The sequence below is a fragment of the Lederbergia citrea genome (assembly GCF_018343525.1).
GTDB classification, from domain to species: Bacteria; Bacillota; Bacilli; order Bacillales; family Bacillaceae_C; genus Lederbergia; species Lederbergia citrea.
Window position 1 is genome coordinate 284,010 of record NZ_JAGYPH010000001.1, and the last position, 21,420, is coordinate 305,429.

Sequence of the window (21,420 nt, forward strand, 5' to 3'; positions counted from 1 at the left end):
GAATTGAAGCGAATCCATGAGCGGATTCGCTTCAATTTTGATGAACCGAGGTGGACGTGTATGTTTCATACATATGAAGAAGCGTTAGACTGGATCCATTCCCGTCTAAGATTTGGAATTAAACCAGGCCTAAAAAGAATGGAATGGATGCTGGAAAAATTGGGTCATCCAGAAAGAGAACTAAAAGCCATCCATGTAGGCGGAACGAATGGCAAAGGGTCGACCGTTGCTTATTTACGCTCAATTTTGCATGAGTCAGGTTATAAAGTAGGCACATTTACTTCTCCTTACATTGAACAGTTTAATGAACGAATCAGTGTGAATGGGAATCCAATTCCAGATCAAGCCATCATCGACATGACAAATGTAATTAAACCATTAGCCGATGAACTTGAGGCAACTGAACTGGGCTCACCCACTGAATTTGAAGTGATTACAGCGATGGCCTTTTATTACTTTGCAAAGGAAAATCCGGTAGATATCGCGATATTTGAAGTTGGTCTTGGAGGACGATACGATTCAACAAATGTGATAGAACCACTCGTTTCAATTATCACAAACGTTGGAATGGACCATACACAGATTCTTGGAAACACGATTAAGGATATCGCCTATGAAAAGGCAGGGATCATTAAAAGAAATACCCCAATCTTTACCGCTATTAAGTTAAATGAAGCATTGGCTGTTCTGCAAGAGGAAGCGAAAAACAAACATGCAAAGTTATTTCAGCTTGGCGTAGATTTTTTTACTTCGAATTACAAACCTATCGACAATGGAGAACAATTTACATTTAGTTCAAACAAGCTTCGATTTGAAAAGCTTGAGCTATCACTTTTAGGTCAGCATCAAACCGAAAATGCAGCTGGAGCAATTGCGGCCTTGCTCTACTTGAATAAAACAGGCCATATCGAGGTTAAAGAAGAACATTTCAGAGCTGGATTGAAGAAAGCCTATTGGCCAGGCCGACTGGAGCTTTTAAGTAAAAGTCCTACTGTCCTGATTGATGGGGCGCATAATAAAGAAGGGCTTCAAGCATTTGCAGCCGCAATCAAAAGTCGCTTTCAAGGCAGGAAAATTAATATTGTCTTCGCGGCATTAAAAGATAAGGACCTTACAGAAATGTTTGGAATATTAAACTCGATGGAAGCGGATCTTTATTTAACTCAATTTGATTTTCCGCGAGCAGCTTCTGCAGTAGAACTCAAAGACATGAGCGGAAATCCGAATGCAAAAATACATCATGACTGGCCTCAATTGTTGAAACAATTGATATCCTCATCCAAGCCAGATGAATTAATTGCAGTAACTGGTTCGCTTTATTTTATATCTGAAGTCAAACCCTATCTATCAGAAGTTTTACAAACTACGAAACGTTGATGGCAAGTTTGTAAAAAAATCTGCTCATTTGATGGAGCTGGTTTACAAACCAGCTCTATTTATTTTGACATAATCTTCAATTATCTATCAATAACCGACTATTTATTATACAATGTGAGTGAACTGTAAAATACATAAATGTTCCAATTAAATAGATTCTGAATGGGAGGGTTCTCATTTGATTTCATTCATCATGGTGGTCCTCAGTTTATTAATACTTGTGCCAGTTTTGTATTTTTTGCCGATCCAAATCGAGATGAAAGGTAAACTAATAATAGCCATTATTGCTTTTCCATTGGTCTGTCTTCTTATTTTGGCAAAAGATTTTTTTCCACTTTGGCAAACAATTGTAATGTTTTTTCTCCTCTTTTGCCTTTTTGCATATTTCCTTGAAACAAGATTAGGACATTGGTTTACCTCGATGAGAAGTGAAATAAAAGAAAAATCTTCTGAAAAAAGTATAACAACTCATAATGCTTCAAAAAAAATAGAAGATTCATATTCTTGGAATAGGGAATTAAAACCAATAGTGGATAAAAATCCCGAAAACTCATTAAACGAAATCTTAGGAGCGAAAGAGTCAGCTTCTGCATTGGAGGATATTCTCGAACCACTCACTGTTGAAAAAGTAAGAGAAGAACCTCATCTTCCGAATAAAGTAGATATACTCTCTGAAGATTTATTGGAATTAGAAGAACTTTGGGAAGAAGGAGAATATCTTCCGCGTCCTCACGAACAGCTAGATAATGACCATGCCGAAAACGATTCTAAAATAAACGTAGAAGAACGCTCCTTTTTGGAAGAAATTATCGAGAGACCTGTTAAACGAGAAGGGTAACAAGAAAGGTGGCGGTGTACATGAATATAAAACGACTAGGCAAAATCGCAAGCGTACTTTTTTTATGTATCGTGTTCCTTTTCGGTTTCTCTCAATTAGGCGTACTTGCTTTTAATACATTCTTGCAGCCTTCCGAGCGTCTGACTGACAACACTAAAGTAGCAGGCGTAAATTTGTCGGGATTGACGGGAATTGAAGCGGAACGGGTCCTTGGAGAAAAGCTAGAAGCGTGGAAAGCTGGAGCTCGTCTTTCTGTACAGCTAGTAGAAAAGAGTCAATTGCTTGATTTGGCACAGCTATCGATCGATATTCCCGAAAGTATTCATCTAGCCCAGAGCTCTTCAAACAGTCCACTAATAATAAATATGTCAGATAAGACAATGGGTGAATGGCTATTAGCTGTATTTCCCGAAGTGAAAGAAGAGATGGTGAATCTTGAAGCGCTAAAGGCCGAGTTGGTCAGTAATATTGATTTATCCGAGCCTACAATACATACAATTAATCTGCTAGATTATGTAAACGATGCTTTTCCTGAAGATATCACAGTAGCGGAAGTGAGAAAGACGGAAATTCCGCCGACAACAGGGATTGCCGAATTTATCGAAGCTTTTCATGAAATTGAAATAAAGGGCCATTCCCAAGTTTCTTTACTGGGAATTTTAGATGATAAAGGAAGTTTGGCTGTAAATTCAGATGAGTTAAGCGTGATTGCCTCTTTATTATATGAACTTATTTTTCAAACTAATTTCGCCGTGATAGAACGGAATCTAAGCAGAGAGTTACCCCAAGATGGAGAGATCGGCTTGGAAGCAAAGGTAGACAAAGAGTCGAACATGGACTTTATATTCACCAACCCAAATGAGAATGCGTATAAACTTCATTTTCTTACAGAGCAAAATGGCATACAAGCTGTTTTGAAAGGGGCACCGTTTTCATTTCAATATCGACTTGCTTTGGAGGATGCACAAAAACTTTCTCCCAAAACGATTTTACAATATAGTCCGGAAGTTGCTGACTCGGCAGTTAATCTGATTGAACCAGGAGAAAAAGGGGCATTAATCCGTTCAAACAGAGAGCATTATGATAAATCAGGTAATCAACTTGAGATCGAAAGGATTGCTGAAGACTATTATCCTCCCGTCCATCGTGTAGAAATGCGCAGCTTAAAAAGGGCCGAAAGCAGTGAAGGTGGAAACGGATTGGGCGAGGAATCAACAAACTTTGACGATGAGGATTCACTTATCATAGAAGAAACTAATCAAATCGGTAATGAAGAAGAAACGGATATCGGGAGCAATTTAGATAAAACGGATTCCCTTGAATCAGATGATCCAACGAATATTTGGACCGATCCTGGAGAAATCATTAAATGAGAAACGCGGTGACTGGCAATGCATAAAACAAGAAAGCGCCTTGGGAATTTGCTTGTTGAAGCAGGTATGCTGACGGATGGACAGTTAGAGGCAGCATTAAAGGAAAAGAGTGAACATCAAAAGCTTGGTGATGTCTTATTACAAAAGGGATATATTACTGAGCAACAGCTCATAGAAGTATTGGAATTTCAGCTCGGCATCCCGCACGTAACTCTTTATCAGTATCCTTTTGATACGAGCCTTTTCTCTTTATTCTCTAAAGAAACAGCTAAGCGAAATTTAATGATGCCATTAAAAAAGGAAGCAGACAAATTATTTGTAGCGATGGCAGATCCAATGGACTACTATACGATCGAGGATTTGCGGCTCTCAACAGGATTTCAAATTGAAACAGCCATTGCTACAAAGGATGATATTTTAAGGGCGATTAATAAGTATTACGATTTAGATGACAGTTTTGGTGATATGAGAGATGGACTTGTTGAAGCACCGTTACCTGTTGAAGAGGAAGAAATAACGGATCAAACATCTCCAATCGTCAAGCTTGTCAATCAAATAATCGGAAATGCGATTTCACAGCGTGCAAGTGATATTCATATGGATCCTCACGAAACAAAGATTGCTGTTCGTTACCGGATAGACGGAGTTTTACGGACTGAACGGATCTTGCCGAAGCATATGCAGAGCATGCTCGCTGCCCGAATAAAAATTATGGCTAATTTAGATATTACGGAACATCGTGTACCACAGGATGGACGCATTAAAACAAATGTGGAATTCCGCCACGTAGATCTCCGGGTATCAACATTGCCAACTGTTTTTGGTGAAAAAATCGTCCTTAGAGTATTAGACTTGAGCAGTTCATTAAATGATTTGACTCAGTTAGGCTTCAACAAACTTAATTTGAAACGATTTTTATCGATGATTGAAAGACCGCTAGGCATCGTACTCATTACAGGTCCGACAGGTTCCGGAAAATCTTCGACTCTCTATGCTGCTCTTAATCGGCTTAATGATGAGCAGGTGAACATTATTACGGTTGAAGATCCAGTCGAGTACCAACTTGAAGGAATTAATCAAATTCAGATTAACCCACAAATCGGGCTTTCGTTTGCGGCAGGATTGCGCTCCATTTTACGTCAGGACCCAAACATCATTATGGTTGGGGAAATCCGTGACAAAGAAACGGTAGAAATTGCGATTAGGGCTTCCTTAACAGGGCATCTTGTCTTATCTACGATTCATACGAATGATTCGCTAAGTACGGTGACAAGGTTGCTCGATATGGGGGTAGAACCATTTCTTGTTGCTTCTTCCATAAGTGGCATCGTAGCCCAACGACTCGTTAGAAAAGTATGTAGGGATTGCTCAGAAGAACTAGAGCCGACGAAAAGTGAAATCGATATTTTTGCCAAAAGAGGAATGAAAATTGATCGGGTAGTACGTGGTAGGGGCTGTGCCTCATGTAATATGACAGGATACAAAGGCAGGATGGCCATTCATGAAGTGCTTGTCGTTAATGATGAGATGCGCAAGGTGATTATGAATAATGAGCCGTTTTCTAAATTAAGAGAACTTGCCTATAAAAATAAAACAATATTCTTAATTGACGATGGTCTTTTAAAAGTAAAACAAGGGATCACAACTACGGAAGAAGTATTACGGGTCACGATTACAGAGTAGGTGGTGGACAGATGAAACGAGAAGCGGAATATTTATTGAAGGCAGCTTTTGAGCTAGGTGCTTCAGATCTTCATTTGACAGTTGGCTCCCCGCCTGTAATGAGGATTAATGGCGTACTAAAAAGATACGGAAAAGAGCCACTCCTACCGGCAGATACAGAAAGTATTTCAAAGGCATTAATCCCTGCTGACTTATGGGATTATGCCAAAAAAACTGGTGAATTAGACTTCTCTTATGGCATTCCAGGCGTATCGCGGTTTAGAATCAATGCTTATCATCAGCGAGGATGCATGTCTTTAGCTGTTCGAGTGATCCCAACATTAATACCAACTCTTGATGATTTAAAATTGCCCTATGTATTAAAAAAAATTGCTGAAAAACCGCAGGGGCTTGTCCTAGTGACCGGTCCTACAGGTAGCGGAAAATCTACGACTCTCGCAGCAATGATTGATTTTATGAACCGGACGATGAGTAAGCATGTGATCACACTGGAAGATCCAATTGAATATTTGCATAAGCATGGACTCTCGCTGATTGATCAAAGAGAAGTTGGTACCGATACACATAGCTTTGCAAATGGATTAAGAAGTGCACTAAGACAAGATCCTGATGTCATCCTAGTAGGCGAGATGAGAGATCTTGAAACGATTCAGACAGCCATTACAGCGGCTGAAACAGGACATCTTGTGCTTGCAACTCTTCATACATCAAGCGCGCCGTCAACGATTGATCGAATTATTGACGTATTCCCGGTGGGACAGCAGTCACAAATTAGAATCCAATTGTCTTCTGTTTTAACAGCGATAATTTCCCAAAGACTTTTTCCATCACCTGACAGAAAAGAAAGACGGGCAGCGCTGGAAGTATTAATCAATAATCCTGCGATCGCTAATTTGATTCGCAGTGAAAAAGTCCACCAAATCCCGAACGTCATACAAACATCACGTAGCGAGGGAATGCAACTTTTAGAAACGAGCGTGAAAGAATTACTGGATGCGGGGCTAATTTCCTCCGACTTAGCAATGCTTTATTTAAAAGGAGTCGATTCGTAATGGCTCGCTATAAATATTCAGGTCGCGACCGCAGTGGATTGAAAAACGGGACCATTCATTCCAGCTCACGGCGGGAGGCAATGCTGAAGCTTCGAAATGAGGGAATAAGGGTAATAGACATTGAAGAGACACCTGAAACCTTGTTGACAAAAGATGTATCAATTGGAAATCCTGTTAAGCTTCAGCATCTTGTTATTTTTCTTCGCCAATTTTCAACATTGCTTAAAGCGGGTGTAACAGTCGTCGATTCGACCCGGATTCTGGCAGCTCAAACAGATAGTAAACCCCTGGCAAAAGCTTTGCAGACTGTAGAGCAGGAACTAAGAGAAGGACGCCCTCTCTCAGAAGCGCTGTCCAAGCACGGGAAAATTTTTGAACCGTTTTTTATTAATATGATTAGAGCGGGTGAGCTTTCCGGAACGATGGAACAAACGCTTGAGCGGATTGGGGAGCATTATGAGAAGCAGCATCATACGAAGCAAAAGGTGGTGTCTGCGCTAGCATATCCGCTCGTCGTAAGTTTTATTGCAATTGGTGTCGTTATTTTCTTGCTTGTAGGCGTCGTTCCAACCTTCGTTTCGATGTTCGAAGACTTTGGCGGCGAACTCCCGGCGATTACAAAATTTGTACTAGATGCGAGCGGGTTTATGCAGAACTATTGGTATTTGATTATATTATTCGTACTATTAGTTATCATCGGAATTGTCCTGTTGAATCGTAATAAGGAGTCAAAATATTATCTTGATTATGGATTGCTTCGGATGCCGCTCTTTGGCTCCATTATGCAAAAAGCTGTATTGGCACGGATGACCCGGACATTAAGCTCGATGTTTTCGAGCTCTGTGCCAATCTTGCAGGCACTCGCCATGGTTGAAAGGATCATTGAAAATGAAGTCATTGCTAGAGTCATAAAGGATTCGCGCCTTGCCCTTGAACGTGGCAGCTCGATGACAGAGCCAATGAAAAAACATTGGGCTTTTCCCCCGCTCGTATCTCAAATGATCGCGATTGGAGAAGAAACAGGCTCACTGGATGCAATGCTCGATAAAGTGGCCGATTTTTACGAAAAAGAAGTCGATGCTGCAACAGATCGACTCAAATCCTTAATAGAGCCGCTCATGATCGTCATTTTGGCCGGTCTAGTAGGTCTTATCGTCACCGCAATCATGGTGCCGATGTTTGATATCTTTAATAATATCCAAAACTATCAATAAAGTATAAAAAAGGAAATTTCTTCTATCATTCTACAAATTTTGCGATATAATCAAGATAGATACAATTTTTGATAGTACAAAATACCTAAGGAGGTAAGACTATGTTAAATAAAATTGGACAAAGACTTAAAAATGAAAAAGGCTTGACACTCATTGAATTGCTTGCTGTTGTGGTTATCTTAGGAATCATCGCCGCGATTGCGATTCCGAGTATTGGGGGATTAATCAATAACTCGAAGAAGGATGCGCATATTTCGAATGCGAAAATGATGGTGGAAAGTGCACGTATGGCGGTTGCGTCAGAAGCTGTAACATTTACTTCAGGCACAGGCTCAATAAAGTATGAAGACTTGGTTAAAGGTGGTTATCTTGAAGAAATCAAACCACCAACTGGAACGAATTATAACGGTAGTACAGTTACTATAACGAAAGATGCTAATGGTAATTTGTCTTACAAGGTAACAATGGCAGGAGCGGGGGTTCCGACTTTCGGACCTATAGATCCTACTACACTTAAAAGATCAGATATTACGCTTTAATTATTTGATATGCCTTATATAATCTTCCTCTACGCCCTCCTCCTCGGCTCATTTTACAATGTCGTCGGACTGAGGGTTCCGTTGAAACAGTCGATTGTAAAGCCAAGGTCTTCGTGTCCTGGTTGCAAAAACACGCTTGGGACCCGTGAATTGGTCCCAGTTTTTTCTTATCTTTTTCTCAAAGGGAAATGCCGCCATTGTAATCAGCGCATTTCTCCTCTATATCCAATCATGGAACTTTCTAATGGATTATTATTTGTGTTTGCATACATAAAGCTTGGATGGAGCGTTGAGCTCATTATTGCTTGGCTCCTCATATCTCTATTTGTCATTATTTTTGTATCGGACGTAACATATATGCTCATTCCTGATAAAGTGCTGCTTGTCTTTACAGGCATTTTCCTTGCTGCTCGAGTCATATACCCGCTTACGCCTTGGTGGGATTCGCTTGCTGGAGCTACCGTTGGATTTTCGCTATTGCTACTTATCGCCATTGTCAGTAAAGGCGGCATGGGCGGCGGGGATATTAAACTGTTTGCGGTGCTTGGACTTGTTCTTGGTACAAAGCTGATATTGCTGTCCTTTTTCGCTGCTACATTACTTGGTGCGGTAACCGGGGTCATCGGGTTGGCAGTTGGGGTTTTTAAAAAAAGTAATCCGATTCCATTTGGGCCATATATCGGATTAGGGACGCTAATTGTTTACTTTTATCATCACGAGATAATGAATTGGTATTTTTCATTTTTCTAAACGGAAGAGGATGTTCAAAAAGGAGTTTTCAAGATGGCTTTACAACTGTTCAAACGAACAAAAAAAACGGTGAATATCATGTTTAGCGATCAGGCAATCCGCTTAATTGAAGCAACGGTGGAAGAACAGCCGAAAATCCTTCGTTGGGCAGAACATCCAATCGGAAGGAATATTATTAATGAGGGGAAAATCATAGATGCTCAGACTCTCCGCATAATAATGGAAGAATGCGTGGATAATTGGCGGATAAAAAGGCGCCATGTCCAATTTTTAGTACCTGATCCCTATATCGTCATTAGACCGATTTCCATTCCTGGTGATGTGCGAGATGACGAAATGAAAGGACATATCTTTCTTGAAATTGGTTCAAGCATTCATCTGCCATTTGAAGATCCAGTCTTTGATGTGACAGTACTCCAAGAAACAGCATCAGAAAAGGAAGTCCTGCTTGTGGCTGCTCCGCAAGAAGTAGTAAAGGCATATGTAGACTTGCTCGAAGATGTTAAGCTAAAGCCAACAGTCGCCGATATATCCCCACTTTCTTTATATCGTATTTACCAATATTCTGGAATGTCGACTGGCAATGATCACATTATGCTGCTTCACATGGATGAAGATTTACTTACTATCTCAATTTTTCATAACCATGTCCCTATCTTCATCAAGCCTTTGCCGATGAACCGAGAGCCTATAGCCATTTCGATGAATGTACTTGAGGAACAAGAAGACAAACCACATTTCTATTTAGAAGACGTATTCCTTGAAATTGAAAAAATCATGGATTTTTACATATATTCGCTGAACCAAGGCAACGCTCAAGTAGAGCGCATTTTTCTAAGTGGTGGCCATCCACAGCTTAAAAATATAAAGGAAATGCTCGCCGAGTACTTGTCATTTTCTATTGAACAGCTTTCAGGAGAGTATTGCCTGTCGTCAACAGGAGAAGTAGTGCCACTTAGCTGTCTCCCTTGTATTGGCCTAGCTTTGAAAGAGGTGACTCCTTAAATGCTTGTCGATATAAACCTCTTGCAAGTAAAGGAAAAGCGGCAACGTCCGCTTTTAATTGTCCTGTTATGTATTGCCCTTCTTTTTGTCATATTTACAGTCTTACTATTAATAAACGTTCAAAAAGAAAAGAAACACAATTTGGCTTTGACGAATGAGATTCAAGAAATAAGTCTACAGGTCGAAGAAAAAGAGAAAATGCTTGATGAGCTTCAATACGGAAGCTCAGCTGCTAGTCTGGAGAGTGCTGTTACATGGGCGAAGGATGAGCAGCTAGAAACCGTTCCTATTTTAGAGCAATTAATTAAACTATTGCCAGAGCGGGGCTTTTTGAAAGAATATACATACGAAACTCAAAATAATATTGTGATGACGGTTCAATTTGATACTAGTAGACAAGCAGCCTATTATTTACACGAATTAACTAATGCAGTTTGGATAACTGAAGCAAGTTTGCAATCTATTAAGGTTCCAGAAGAAGCAGAAGAAGTAGTGGTGGCGAATGATACTGATGAGGATGTAGCGTCACTAATTTTACCTAGATACGAAGCGATCTATAATCTATCTATTAATAAAGCAAAATTTCAAAGAGAAGAAGACGAGATTCAAACAGGAGGAGACAGTTAATATGGCCTTTCAGCTAAAGAAAAAACAATTGGCTATTGCCGCCGTAGCGGTCTTTGCTTCCTTCTTTCTTCTCTTTTTGTTATATTATCAATTTTACAAGCCTGCTGCACTTGGAGCTACTTTGAAAGAAAACGAGTTGAAAACAGAAAGGCAAATGCTTGAAATCCTTGAAAATAGGATAGAAAATGCCGGAACTGATACGATTATTAGTACAATGGCACTGCAACGAAAGATTCCAGTGAAGCCGTTAGCCGATCAATTTGTTCTTGATCTAGACAAGGCTGAAACAATGTCCGGCGTTTTGATCAAAGAAATTGATTTTACAAATGAAGAAGTAATAAATGAAGAAGAGGAATCTGATCGAATAGAAACCGACGGAACCGAAGAAACAGACCCGTTACACACAAATATGCCAGCTGGATTGGAAAAAATTTCTGCCGACCTTAAAGTCGAGGCGAAGAATTACTCTGAGTTAAGGGATTTTCTTCAGCAGCTTGAATCAATGGAGAGAATAACTCAAGTAGAAAAAATTTCAATTAAAGGTCCAAAAGAAGTAACTTTTATTGAGGATACAAGCACAGCGTTTACTTTTGAAACGACCATATCAGCATACTATATGCGGGATCTTGATGACTTAGCAGATCAAGTACCGAAAGTAGACGCTCCGACCCCGGCAGACAAGGAAGATCCCTTTGGTGAAATTCCGACTTCAGAAAAATCTGGTGAAAATGGCGAATGATATAAAAAAATTGGCGAAATCCTTTCTGGACGAGACGACAAAAGTCTCGTCTTTTTTTTTTGCTTATATGATAGCATAAAGCAAACTTTATGGGCGGGAGGCAGGAAAGGATGAGCAAAAAGAAGAAGAAACGAAAACCAGCAATTAAAATAAAAATTAATGGAGATGAACGCCCTTTTTCAGAAGAAGCTGCCATTCATGATTGGCAATCAGGGTCAAATGAAGCTGCCGCAACAGCGTCAGAGGAGTCGATGGATGAGGAAGAATTTGATTGGATTTTGCCAGAGGTAGAAAAGAAGGAAATGCCAGAATTTCATAAGGTGAATTATGCCCCGACAGAAAGGAAATTACCTTCTCATTGGAGAAAGAAAATGAAGCCTGGAATATCCGGCCTGATATTATCAATACTTCTAGCGGTGGCGATTGGGTTAGTGTTAGGCTCTTTCATTTTAAAGATGGCCAAACTTCCAGAGGATAGCAGTACAATTGCTGTAAATGAGGTAAAACTACCACCCGCGGCGGAAGAAAAAGTGAAAGACGTACCGAAAACGGGATATGTAGGAAAGCTTCCAGCCATAGGCATACCAGTGTTGCAGGGGGGAGTCTTTTCAACTCAGGAAGCGGCGGAAGAGAGAGCTCGGGAGTTTTCAGCACATGAATTGGCATCTAAAATTGTCATATTAGATGGACAGTACTATGTATTTATTGGTGTGGCAGGGGATTTGCCTACTGCAAAAGAATGGGAAAGTGAACTGAAACAAAAAGGCATTGATGTCTGGGCAAAAGAGCTCACTATTCAAGAAAAAGAAATTAAGCTGACATCAAAAGCGGAAGCAGATGAGCTTACTGCGGAAACAGAGGTTTATCATTTACTTGCTAAAGAAGCAGCAGGTGGTCAATTGCTAGGTAAGCTGAATGATGATACTTTAACTGAGGTAGCTAAAGTGATGGGTGCTGACAAAAGCACTTCTTATAAAAATGAGCTTGCAAATGATCTTCACAGCAAATTAGCTGCAGCTCAAAAAAGTCTTATAGAATTCCAAAAATCCTCCACTAATAAGCAGGAGCTTTTAAAGGCACAACAAGCTTTGCTCGAATATATGAGTATATATCTTGGGGTGAGTGACTAGCCGTTTTTAACGGCTTGATTACTCTCTCCATTTTATTGTTGTTTCCTGTCGTTTGCTTTGGTACGATAAGGGTGTATGTATCTCCCTATTAATAGAAAGGCAGGCTGTAATATGTTGCACCTCGTACTCGCTTCGGCTTCACCTCGCAGAAAAGAGCTTCTTCAGAAATTAAACATTCCATTTTCTACCTTTTCACCCCGTGCAGATGAATCTTTTTCACCCAATCTTTCGCCTAATGAAATTGTTACCATGCTTGCTTTGCGAAAAGCAAACATGGCATCCGCTCAATTCCCAGAATCCATTGTCATTGGTTCTGATACAATTGTCGTCAACAATGATAAGGTTCTGGGAAAACCCGCGAATAGACAGGAAGCTAAACAGATGCTAGAACAGCTTTCTGGACAAACGCATTCAGTCTATACTGGTGTGGCTGTTGTCTATGGCAAAATTTCAAAAACATTTTACGAAAAAACAGATGTGGAATTCTGGGAGTTATCGGACGCCGATATTGAACGATATTTAGATAGCGGGGAACCTTTTGATAAGGCAGGAGCTTACGGTATTCAAGGTTTAGGCGCCCTTCATGTTAAATCAATCAAAGGTGATTACTATGCGGTAGTCGGCCTCCCTATCTCTCGTTTGTCCCGAACACTTTCCAGCATGGGACTAGGCTCTCCTCCCGAATGACCACCTAAAGGAGGAAATAAAGATTGAAAACTGAATCACTGATGATCCGCGATTTTCCTGTTGATGAGCGCCCGCGTGAGCGTCTCATTAATAGTGGTCCAGCTAGCTTATCAAATCAAGAACTCCTTGCCATCTTACTCCGATCAGGAACAAGATCGGAATCGGTTATTCAACTGGCAAACAGGCTTTTGACCCAGTTTGGGGGGCTTATGTGGATTAAAGATGCCGCTTTGGAGGAAATGACTGGTTTGAAGGGCATTGGAGAGGCAAAAGCAGTCCAAATTGCTGCCGCGGTAGAGTTAGGAAGACGGATAAGTAATCTTACTTATGATGATCGCTATGTAATTCGAAGCCCTGAAGACGGAGCCAACTATGTAATGAATGATATGCGCTTTCTTACTCAGGAACATTTCGTATGCCTCTATTTAAACACCAAGAACCAAGTCATCCACCGGCAAACGGTCTTCATCGGCAGTCTCAACGCCTCTATAGTACATCCGCGCGAGGTTTTCAAAGAAGCCTTTCGACGCTCTGCTGCTTCCATCATCTGTTTCCATAACCACCCGTCCGGGGACCCCGCACCATCACGTGAAGATATTGAAGTAACAAAGCGGCTTGTTGAATGTGGAAAGATGGTTGGAATTGATATTCTCGATCATTTAATTATCGGTGATAAAAAATATGTAAGCATGAAAGAAAAAGGTTATATGTGATACTATGATTTTAAAAAAGGTTAGGATATAATTATAGGTATGGCTTTTATACAATGTGCGCTAGAAACACTGGACAAGCTGAAAAAAGCACGCCTAATCTGGTTGATTTGTGAAATAAAGGCATGCGAGGACCTGCCTTGCTTATTTATAAGCTTTTAACGGCATGAGAAAGGGAGATACATACAATGTTTGGATTTGGAACGAAAGACTTAGGCATTGACTTAGGCACTGCAAACACACTTGTCTTTGTTAAAGGAAAAGGGATTGTTTTACGTGAGCCTTCAGTTGTTGCTTTACAGACTGATACAAAAAGAATCGTTGCTGTTGGCAATGACGCGAAAAATATGATTGGCCGGACGCCAGGAAATATCGTTGCACTTAGACCGATGAAAGACGGTGTCATTGCTGATTATGAAACAACAGCATCGATGATGAAGTATTATATTAAGCATGCTGCAAAAGGTAAAGGGATGGGGGGAAAGCCATATGTAATGGTTTGTGTACCATCCGGAATCACTGCAGTAGAACAGCGAGCGGTTCTTGATGCAACTCGGGAAGCTGGTGCTCGTGATGCTTATCCGATTGAAGAGCCATTTGCTGCGGCTATTGGAGCCAACTTGCCAGTCTGGGAACCAACAGGCAGTATGGTCGTTGATATCGGAGGAGGAACAACGGAAGTTGCCGTTATTTCTCTTGGAGGAATTGTGACAAGTATTTCGATTCGGACAGCCGGTGATAATTTCGATGAATCGATTATTTCTTATATTAGAAAAACGTATAATTTGCTCATCGGTGACCGGACTGCAGAGGCAATCAAAGTTGAGGTCGGATCGGCTGGGGACACTGAGGGCATTGCTCCTATGGAAATACGTGGCCGCGATTTACTTACTGGACTGCCTAAAACTATTGAAATCACCGCTAATGAAATTACGGGTGCTTTGCATGATACCGTTTATGCAATCATTGAAGCGGTGAAAAACACGCTGGAAAAAACTCCTCCAGAACTAGCAGCAGATATTATGGATAGAGGCATTGTACTGACGGGCGGTGGAGCATTGCTAAGAAATCTGGACAAAGTCATTAGCGAGGAAACAAGAATGCCAGTGCTTATTGCCGATGAACCACTAGATTGTGTAGCGATTGGAACAGGCATGGCGCTTGATCACATCGATTTATTTAAAAATAAAGCAAAAGATTCGCGTTAATAACTGAATGCGCCTGTTTCCTAAGCGGCGCATTCATACTTATCAGCTGCTACTTGCGGCTAACAGCTTATCAGAATCAGAGGTGTAAATGAATGCCGCATTTTTTTCTCAACAAACGTCTGATTATCCTGCTTGTCAGCATCATTATTCTCGTGTCATTGATCGGATTTTCTTTAAGAGATAGAGAAAACATTTCACGTCCTGAGCAATTTGTAAAAGATGTAGTCGGCTTTGGCCAATCTCTTATTTCGAAGCCTGCTTATGGGGTTGCAGGCTTTTTAGGAAATATGCAAGATCTGCAAAATACATACACGGAAAATAAAAAATTAAAAGCCCGCTTGGAAGGGCTGGCAAAGCTTGAAAAGGAAATATCGGATTTGAAAAGTGACAATGAAGAATTGCGAAACGTATTGAAAAAAACGGATAATCTCCGCGATTATACAGCCATCCAAGCAACGGTTATTGGTCGTACTCCTGACCGATGGTATGAAAACATAATTATCAATAAAGGGAATAAAAGTGGTGTAAAACCGGATATGGCTGTTCAAACAGCTAAAGGGTTGATCGGTAAGGTAATCAGCACATCTGAAATGACGGCAACTATCGAACTTTTAAGCTCTGAAAACATCAAAAATAGAGCATCTGCCCAAATCCAAGGGAAAAAGTCTATTTATGGTCTGATTAATGGATATGATCAAGACAAGAAAATGCTGTTAATGAAGGATCTTCCGATTGACCAAAAAATTAAAAAAGGGCAAAATGTCATTACCTCGGGACTTGGCGGTGTGTTTCCAAAAGGACTAGATATAGGAAAAGTTAAAGAGTTAGAAATTGATCGTTATGGGTTGACTCAAACTGCCTATGTGGAACCATCTGCTGATTTTTACGGATTTGAGCATGTAATGGTCATTGTCCCCTCCATGAAAAATATGGAAGAAGTAAAAAAGGAGGGAGAATGATGAAACGCATTGTTCTTCCTCTTCTTTTAACGCTTGCTTTTTATGGAGAAAGTTTATTTGTTGATTTGCTGCCTCCTGGAACCATTGTAGTAGATAAGGTTTTCATTCCGCATTTTTTGCTTGTACTACTATCAATGATGGGTATTTGTTATTTTCGAAATCGATCGCTCTTGTACGCCGCTGTCTTCGGTTTATTGTTCGATATTTATTATACAGAAATTATAGGCGTATATTTATTTTTGCTACCGATTGCCGTCTACTTTGCAGCCAAAATGTCAAAAATTCTCCATGCAAACATATTTACAGTCGCAATTATTTCATCGGTATGTGTTGCACTAGTGGAGACACTCGTCTATGGGATGAATGTGCTTGTCATGCAAATTACAATGACACCAAATGAGTTTGCCATGATGAGGCTCTTACCGACGCTCGTCGTTAATTTGGTTTTTTTAATCATTATCTATTTCCCATTTTCCAAAATGCTTCAACAGCGAAAGAAAGAAGAACTTAATGAATAAAATTAAATTTAATGTGTAAATAAAGGGAAAATGCCGTAGATTGTCGAAAATAGCAAGAGATGACGTGAAATTTTAATTGCGATAAGATAAAGATATAAATAGACCGATAGTTGGCGAAAGGAGACATCAGGGCACATTTTCATTTGGAGCCGGATAACATGAAAAATAGACAAAATGTCATGATTAAAGGAACAAAGAACGGTCTTTCCTTACAATTGAATGATCGTTGTTCATACGAAGAATTGCTCTCAGAATTGGAAGAAAAACTTTCAGATTTGAAAGGCTTAGACACGGATAGCCCGCTTATTTCCGTTCGTATTCTCGCAGGTAATCGGCTTTTGGGGGAAGAACAGCAAGAAGAGTTAAAAGACTTGATCCGCCAGAAACAAAATTTGATCGTTGAAGAGATTGAAAGTAATGTCATAACAAAAGAAGAAGCTCAAGCCCATATAGATGAACAGGAAGTAACGTCCGTTGCCACGATTGTAAGGTCGGGACAAGTATTGGAAGTACCAGGGGATTTGTTGCTTGTTGGCGATGTCAACCCTGGAGGCACTGTAAGGGCGGGCGGCAATATTTTTATTATGGGTGCTCTTAAAGGTGTGGCACATGCCGGCTATACGGGGAAAAGTGAATCGGTCATCGTTGCTTCGTTTATGACCCCTTCGCAGCTTAGGATATCCGATTGCATTAGCCGCGCTCCCGATCATTATGACAAGGGAGAACACCACCAAATGGAATGTGCATACATAGACAGAACACACCAGATTGTAATTGACAGATTGCAAGTGTTGAAACATTTGCGGCCTAATATTACTAGATTCAAAGGGGGACACTACTATGGGTGAGGCGATAGTAATAACTTCGGGTAAAGGGGGCGTCGGTAAAACTACAACCTCTGCAAACCTGGGGACGGCTCTTGCCCTACAGGGGAAGAAAGTATGCCTAATTGACACGGATATTGGGCTTAGGAACCTTGACGTTGTGCTAGGTCTGGAAAATCGAATCATCTATGATCTTGTAGATGTTGTCGAGGGCAGATGTAAAATACATCAAGCGCTTGTCAAGGATAAAAGGTTCGAAGATAAGTTGTTTTTGCTTCCAGCAGCACAGACGAGTGATAAGACAGCTGTATCTCCCGAACAAATGAAGCAGCTTGTATCGGAAATGAAGCAGGACTATGATTATATCATCATCGATTGCCCAGCCGGAATTGAACAGGGGTATCGGAATGCTGTCGCTGGTGCAGATCGAGCGATTGTTGTAACAACTCCTGAAATCTCGGCAGTACGTGATGCCGATCGGATTATTGGGCTTCTCGAAAAGGAAGAAAATATTGAACCGCCAAAGTTGATTATCAATCGAATCCGGAGTCAAATGATGAAAGATGGCGATGTGCTTGATGTCGACGAAATCGCCCAGCATCTGTCGATCGATTTGATTGGAATTGTCCAGGATGATGTCGATGTTATTAAATCCGCAAACCAAGGAGAGCCGATCGCTCTTAATCCGAGCAGTAAATCTTCAATAGCATATAGAAATATAGCTAGAAGGATTCTTGGTGAAGCAGTACCGTTACAGTCATTGGATGATGAAAAGACCGGAGTTTTTGCGAAATTAAAGAAGTTTTTTGGAGTTGGAGTTTAATCATTTAAAAGCTTCCCTGCCTCTGTGGCAGTGGAAGCTTTTTTCTATCTCATTTCATCCATCCCGGCATATTTCATAGGGACGAGTCATAGGGTAGTAGAAATTGATTAGGGGGATGGTGGGGGATGAGCCGAAGGGCTAATGACATTCGTAAACAGATTGCCAAACGGCGAAAATTAAATTATTCAAGCAGGGAAAATTCTTTTTTTCAGGAGCCTGCAGTCTTTAGAGATGAGGATGGGATCGAAAAGTCCGTCTATGAATCCGTTCCTGATGAGTCAATTCATCCACTCTGGAACCGCAACCTTTTCTTGTTGAAAATTCTTTGCTCCGCTGCGCTTGTTCTTTTGGTTGCCATTATTTTTAAATCACCGTCTCCCGCTTTTGAGCAAGTAAGGTCAAGTGTGAAAGCTTCAATGGAAAAGGAATTTCAGTTTGCTGCAGTTTCCAATTGGTATGAGGGCAAATTTGGGAAGCCACTTGCTCTGCTTCCGGAAAAGAATACGGAGAATCCAGTCCATTCATCGGAACAAGTGGATTATGCTGTCCCTGTCTCCGGTAAAGTTTTGGCGCAGTTTTCAGATGATGGCCGCGGAATTATTCTGGAAACAGGTACAGGTGCAGAAGTGAAAACAATGACTGGCGGCATCGTAGTATTTGCTGGAAATAAAGCGGATATTGGGCATACAGTCATTATTCAGCATCCCGACCAATCTGAATCGTGGTATGGAAAGCTGGATGCTATTTCTGTAAAGCCGCGCGAGAAAGTAGAGGCTGGTAAAATTATAGGGACGGTCTCTTCTGGTAAAGAGGGGAAAGTAGGGGAATTTTACTTTGCAATTAAGCAGGAGAATGAATTTATCGATCCTATTCAGGTGATGAATTTTGAGTAAGTACATCCAGTTAGCCAAAAAAATAAAGATTCATCCGCTTTTTTGGGCAGTAGCTGGAATGGCAATTATTACAGGTTATTTTTGGGAACTTCTCGCTTTATTTATAATCGTAATTATACATGAACTCGGACATGCCGCTGTTGCCCAATATTTCAATTGGAAAATCAAACGAATCATCATTTTGCCTTTCGGTGGCATGTGTGAAGTGGATGAACATGGAAACAGGCCAATCAAAGAGGAACTCGCCATTATCGCAGCTGGACCAATTCAACATATTTTCATTGCTGCATGTCTATTTATCCTTGGAATGACATCATTCGTAAGTAGTGATTACTTACATCTGCTTAATCGATTTAATTTGATGGTGTTAATTTTTAATCTTCTTCCAATATGGCCGCTTGACGGTGGAAAGTTTGTCCAGCTGTATTTCGCACTCCGCAAACCGTTTTTGGAGGCTTGCAGACTCTCCATGATTACTTCGGGGATCATTTTAGCAGCATTGCATATATGTATTCTCTTTTATGCGCCTCTTAATCTCAATACATGGGTGGTTTTTTCTTATTTGTATATGTGCTTATGGATGGAATGGAAGCAGCGAAGATATGTTTTTATGAAATTTCTTCTGGAAAGATATTATGGAAAGCAACAAGAATTCCTACACTTGCAGCCAATTGATGCAAAAGGCGATGATTATTTACATGATGCGATGGAGAAATTCAAACGTGACTGCAAGCATTTAATTCATATCGGCGGTCAACATTCGATGATTGGGAAACTCGATGAAAACGAGCTTCTCTATGCCTATTTTACGGAAAAAAGAGTCAGTGCCCGTCTAAAGGATATTGTTTACAATGATTGACTCACCAATTTTTCAAAGCTACAGTGGAGATAGGTGCAATTCAGGATTGGCATACACATGCCAATCCTTTAAACTTTTATCGTTGAAGTGGGTGATCTAATATGAATGAAATTATTATTGATACAAAAACAGAAGAGAAAAGATATGCTGTAAGGGAAAATGGGCTTGTCACGATGTTTTTTGTCGAGCAGCCGAAAGATCGCTCTGAAATCGGAAATATTTATCTTGGAATTGTAGAAAGTGTAAAAAAAGGGATGAATGCTGCTTTTGTTAATATTGGAAAAAGCAAGAACGGATTTTTACAGCTGGATCAGCTTCCTGCTTTTATTCATTCCACAGACCCCAATAAAAATAATCTTCCAATCTCAAGCTTTATTAAAGAAGGAGAGAAGCTCCTCGTTCAGGTGAAAAAAGATGTAACAGGTGCTAAAGGGCCGCTGCTCTCGGCTATTATCGAAATTACTGGTGAAAGAACGGTTTATATGCCTGAAGGCAAGTATATTGCAGTGTCCAAGAAGGCTGATGAGGATATAAGGGACAAGTGGAGAGAAATTGCCCAGGATCACCAACGTTCACGAGAGGGATTTATCATTAGGACTGAAGCATTTGCAGGAACCGAAAAAGAGTGGATCATTGAAGTAGATCAGTTGAGAAACGAATTCCTAGCCATAGTGAAAAAGAAGAACGAAGTTAAAGCACCCGCCTTATTATCAGAAAAGACTCGTTTTAACGAAGAATTGGTTCGTGAAATGACTCGCCTTAAAAAGGGAGAAGTCATTTGCAATGATCGGTCAGTGCTTGAAAAGCTGAAAAAATACATACAAAATGATTGGGTATTTACTTTGTATCTCGACCGGGAAAATATTTTTTCAAAATATCGGTTAGATACAGAACTGGCTAATGCACAAAAACAAAGGATATGGCTGAAAAATGGGGCTTATATTGTCATTAATGAGACAGAAGCCGCTGTAGTAATCGATGTGAATACAGGGAAATTTACTGGTAAACAAGCTGTTTCTGAGACGGTAGTAAAAACAAATATCACCGCAGCGAAGGAAATCGCTAGACAGATACAACTCCGGGATTATGGAGGAATGATTTTAATTGATTTTATTGACATGGAGTCAAGAAATGATCGAAAATTGGTCCAGCAAACAGTAGAAAAGGCGCTTAAGCTGGATCCGAAACAAACACGGGCAGTCGGATTTACCCCACTCGGGATATTTGAAGTTACGAGAAAACGAACAAAGCAGCCTCTTTCCGCGACATTGCAGACGTCTTGTCAAGTATGCGGCGGCACTGGTAAAGTAGAAAGTCCCGAAACTGCTGCCTTTCGACTAGAGAGGGAGCTATTGGAACTTCCTTTTGCTGAATATGAAGCTGTATTAATTGATATTGACCGGGAAACAAAGAATGCTTTTTCAGGGGAAAATGATCGCCATCTTATCAAGTTGGAAACATTATTTCATATAAAAATATTTTTCAAACTAATCGATTCTGCTAAATATGAGTATTCCATCCGCCAATTTGGAACAATAGAAGAGATTCAATTAAAACAATGATCCACATGGTTGACATGGGATGATAGAATATGATAATATTTTCATGTTAG

The 21,420-nt window shown here is 40.4% G+C and carries 22 protein-coding genes; all 22 read left to right on the top strand.

Annotation, left to right across the window (positions count from 1 at the left end; genetic code table 11):
• The first annotated feature begins 60 nt into the window (after positions 1-60).
• The 22 genes from KHA88_RS01435 (at position 61) to KHA88_RS01540 (ending at position 21,370) form a co-directional block, all read left to right on the top strand.
• Positions 61-1,377, top strand: a complete 1,317-nt coding sequence (locus tag KHA88_RS01435; protein WP_213121319.1) for a bifunctional folylpolyglutamate synthase/dihydrofolate synthase — start codon at positions 61-63, stop codon at positions 1,375-1,377.
• A gap of 178 nt (positions 1,378-1,555) precedes the next feature.
• Complete coding sequence (locus tag KHA88_RS01440; RefSeq protein WP_213121320.1) at positions 1,556-2,215, top strand: hypothetical protein; 660 nt, start codon at positions 1,556-1,558, stop codon at positions 2,213-2,215.
• 20 nt (positions 2,216-2,235) lie between these two features.
• Positions 2,236-3,588 (top strand): VanW family protein, encoded by a 1,353-nt coding sequence (locus KHA88_RS01445; protein WP_213121321.1) that lies wholly within the window; start codon positions 2,236-2,238, stop codon positions 3,586-3,588.
• An 18-nt stretch (positions 3,589-3,606) separates the two neighbouring features.
• Positions 3,607-5,271, top strand: coding sequence for a GspE/PulE family protein (locus tag KHA88_RS01450; protein WP_213121322.1), 1,665 nt, complete (start codon positions 3,607-3,609; stop codon positions 5,269-5,271).
• An 11-nt stretch (positions 5,272-5,282) separates the two neighbouring features.
• Entirely contained in the window at positions 5,283-6,323 is a 1,041-nt protein-coding gene (locus KHA88_RS01455) for a type IV pilus twitching motility protein PilT (RefSeq protein WP_213106763.1), read from the top strand.
• Positions 6,323-7,537, top strand: coding sequence for a type II secretion system F family protein (locus KHA88_RS01460; RefSeq protein ID WP_213121323.1), 1,215 nt, complete (start codon positions 6,323-6,325; stop codon positions 7,535-7,537). Before KHA88_RS01455 ends, KHA88_RS01460 begins: the two co-directional genes overlap by 1 nt.
• A 101-nt stretch (positions 7,538-7,638) precedes the next feature.
• Positions 7,639-8,076: a type II secretion system protein gene (locus KHA88_RS01465; protein ID WP_213121324.1), complete on the top strand. Its 438-nt coding sequence runs from the start codon at positions 7,639-7,641 to the stop codon at positions 8,074-8,076.
• Between the two features lie 9 nt (positions 8,077-8,085).
• Positions 8,086-8,826: a prepilin peptidase gene (locus tag KHA88_RS01470; protein ID WP_213121325.1), complete on the top strand. Its 741-nt coding sequence runs from the start codon at positions 8,086-8,088 to the stop codon at positions 8,824-8,826.
• A 33-nt stretch (positions 8,827-8,859) separates the two neighbouring features.
• On the top strand, positions 8,860-9,831 hold the full coding sequence (pilM, locus tag KHA88_RS01475) for a type IV pilus biogenesis protein PilM (RefSeq protein ID WP_213121326.1): 972 nt from the start codon (positions 8,860-8,862) through the stop codon (positions 9,829-9,831).
• The gene (locus KHA88_RS01480; RefSeq protein ID WP_213121327.1) at positions 9,832-10,458 is read left to right on the top strand and encodes a PilN domain-containing protein; all 627 of its coding nucleotides are present in this window, start codon (positions 9,832-9,834) and stop codon (positions 10,456-10,458) included.
• A 1-nt stretch (position 10,459) separates the two neighbouring features.
• Positions 10,460-11,197: a hypothetical protein gene (locus tag KHA88_RS01485; RefSeq protein WP_213121328.1), complete on the top strand. Its 738-nt coding sequence runs from the start codon at positions 10,460-10,462 to the stop codon at positions 11,195-11,197.
• Between the two features lie 110 nt (positions 11,198-11,307).
• A complete protein-coding gene (locus KHA88_RS01490) occupies positions 11,308-12,327 on the top strand; it encodes an SPOR domain-containing protein (RefSeq protein ID WP_213106768.1) in 1,020 nt (339 codons plus the stop codon).
• A gap of 111 nt (positions 12,328-12,438) precedes the next feature.
• Entirely contained in the window at positions 12,439-13,014 is a 576-nt protein-coding gene (locus KHA88_RS01495) for a Maf family protein (protein WP_213121329.1), read from the top strand.
• Between the two features lie 41 nt (positions 13,015-13,055).
• On the top strand, positions 13,056-13,727 hold the full coding sequence (gene radC / locus KHA88_RS01500; RefSeq protein WP_213097885.1) for a RadC family protein: 672 nt from the start codon (positions 13,056-13,058) through the stop codon (positions 13,725-13,727).
• Between the two features lie 185 nt (positions 13,728-13,912).
• Positions 13,913-14,932, top strand: coding sequence for a rod shape-determining protein (locus KHA88_RS01505; protein WP_213097520.1), 1,020 nt, complete (start codon positions 13,913-13,915; stop codon positions 14,930-14,932).
• A gap of 92 nt (positions 14,933-15,024) precedes the next feature.
• The gene (gene mreC / locus KHA88_RS01510; RefSeq protein WP_213097519.1) at positions 15,025-15,891 is read left to right on the top strand and encodes a rod shape-determining protein MreC; all 867 of its coding nucleotides are present in this window, start codon (positions 15,025-15,027) and stop codon (positions 15,889-15,891) included.
• Entirely contained in the window at positions 15,891-16,409 is a 519-nt protein-coding gene (gene mreD / locus KHA88_RS01515) for a rod shape-determining protein MreD (RefSeq protein WP_213097518.1), read from the top strand. Before mreC ends, mreD begins: the two co-directional genes overlap by 1 nt.
• A gap of 158 nt (positions 16,410-16,567) precedes the next feature.
• Positions 16,568-17,257, top strand: a complete 690-nt coding sequence (gene minC / locus KHA88_RS01520; RefSeq protein ID WP_213106769.1) for a septum site-determining protein MinC — start codon at positions 16,568-16,570, stop codon at positions 17,255-17,257.
• Positions 17,250-18,056, top strand: coding sequence for a septum site-determining protein MinD (gene minD, locus KHA88_RS01525; RefSeq protein WP_213097516.1), 807 nt, complete (start codon positions 17,250-17,252; stop codon positions 18,054-18,056). The genes minC and minD overlap by 8 nt, the downstream gene beginning before the upstream one ends.
• 125 nt (positions 18,057-18,181) lie before the next feature.
• Positions 18,182-18,949: a M23 family metallopeptidase gene (locus KHA88_RS01530; protein ID WP_213121330.1), complete on the top strand. Its 768-nt coding sequence runs from the start codon at positions 18,182-18,184 to the stop codon at positions 18,947-18,949.
• Positions 18,942-19,808: a M50 family metallopeptidase gene (locus KHA88_RS01535; RefSeq protein WP_213106771.1), complete on the top strand. Its 867-nt coding sequence runs from the start codon at positions 18,942-18,944 to the stop codon at positions 19,806-19,808. Before KHA88_RS01530 ends, KHA88_RS01535 begins: the two co-directional genes overlap by 8 nt.
• Positions 19,809-19,909: 101 nt before the next feature.
• Entirely contained in the window at positions 19,910-21,370 is a 1,461-nt protein-coding gene (locus tag KHA88_RS01540; protein ID WP_213106772.1) for an Rne/Rng family ribonuclease, read from the top strand.
• Positions 21,371-21,420 lie beyond the last annotated feature (50 nt).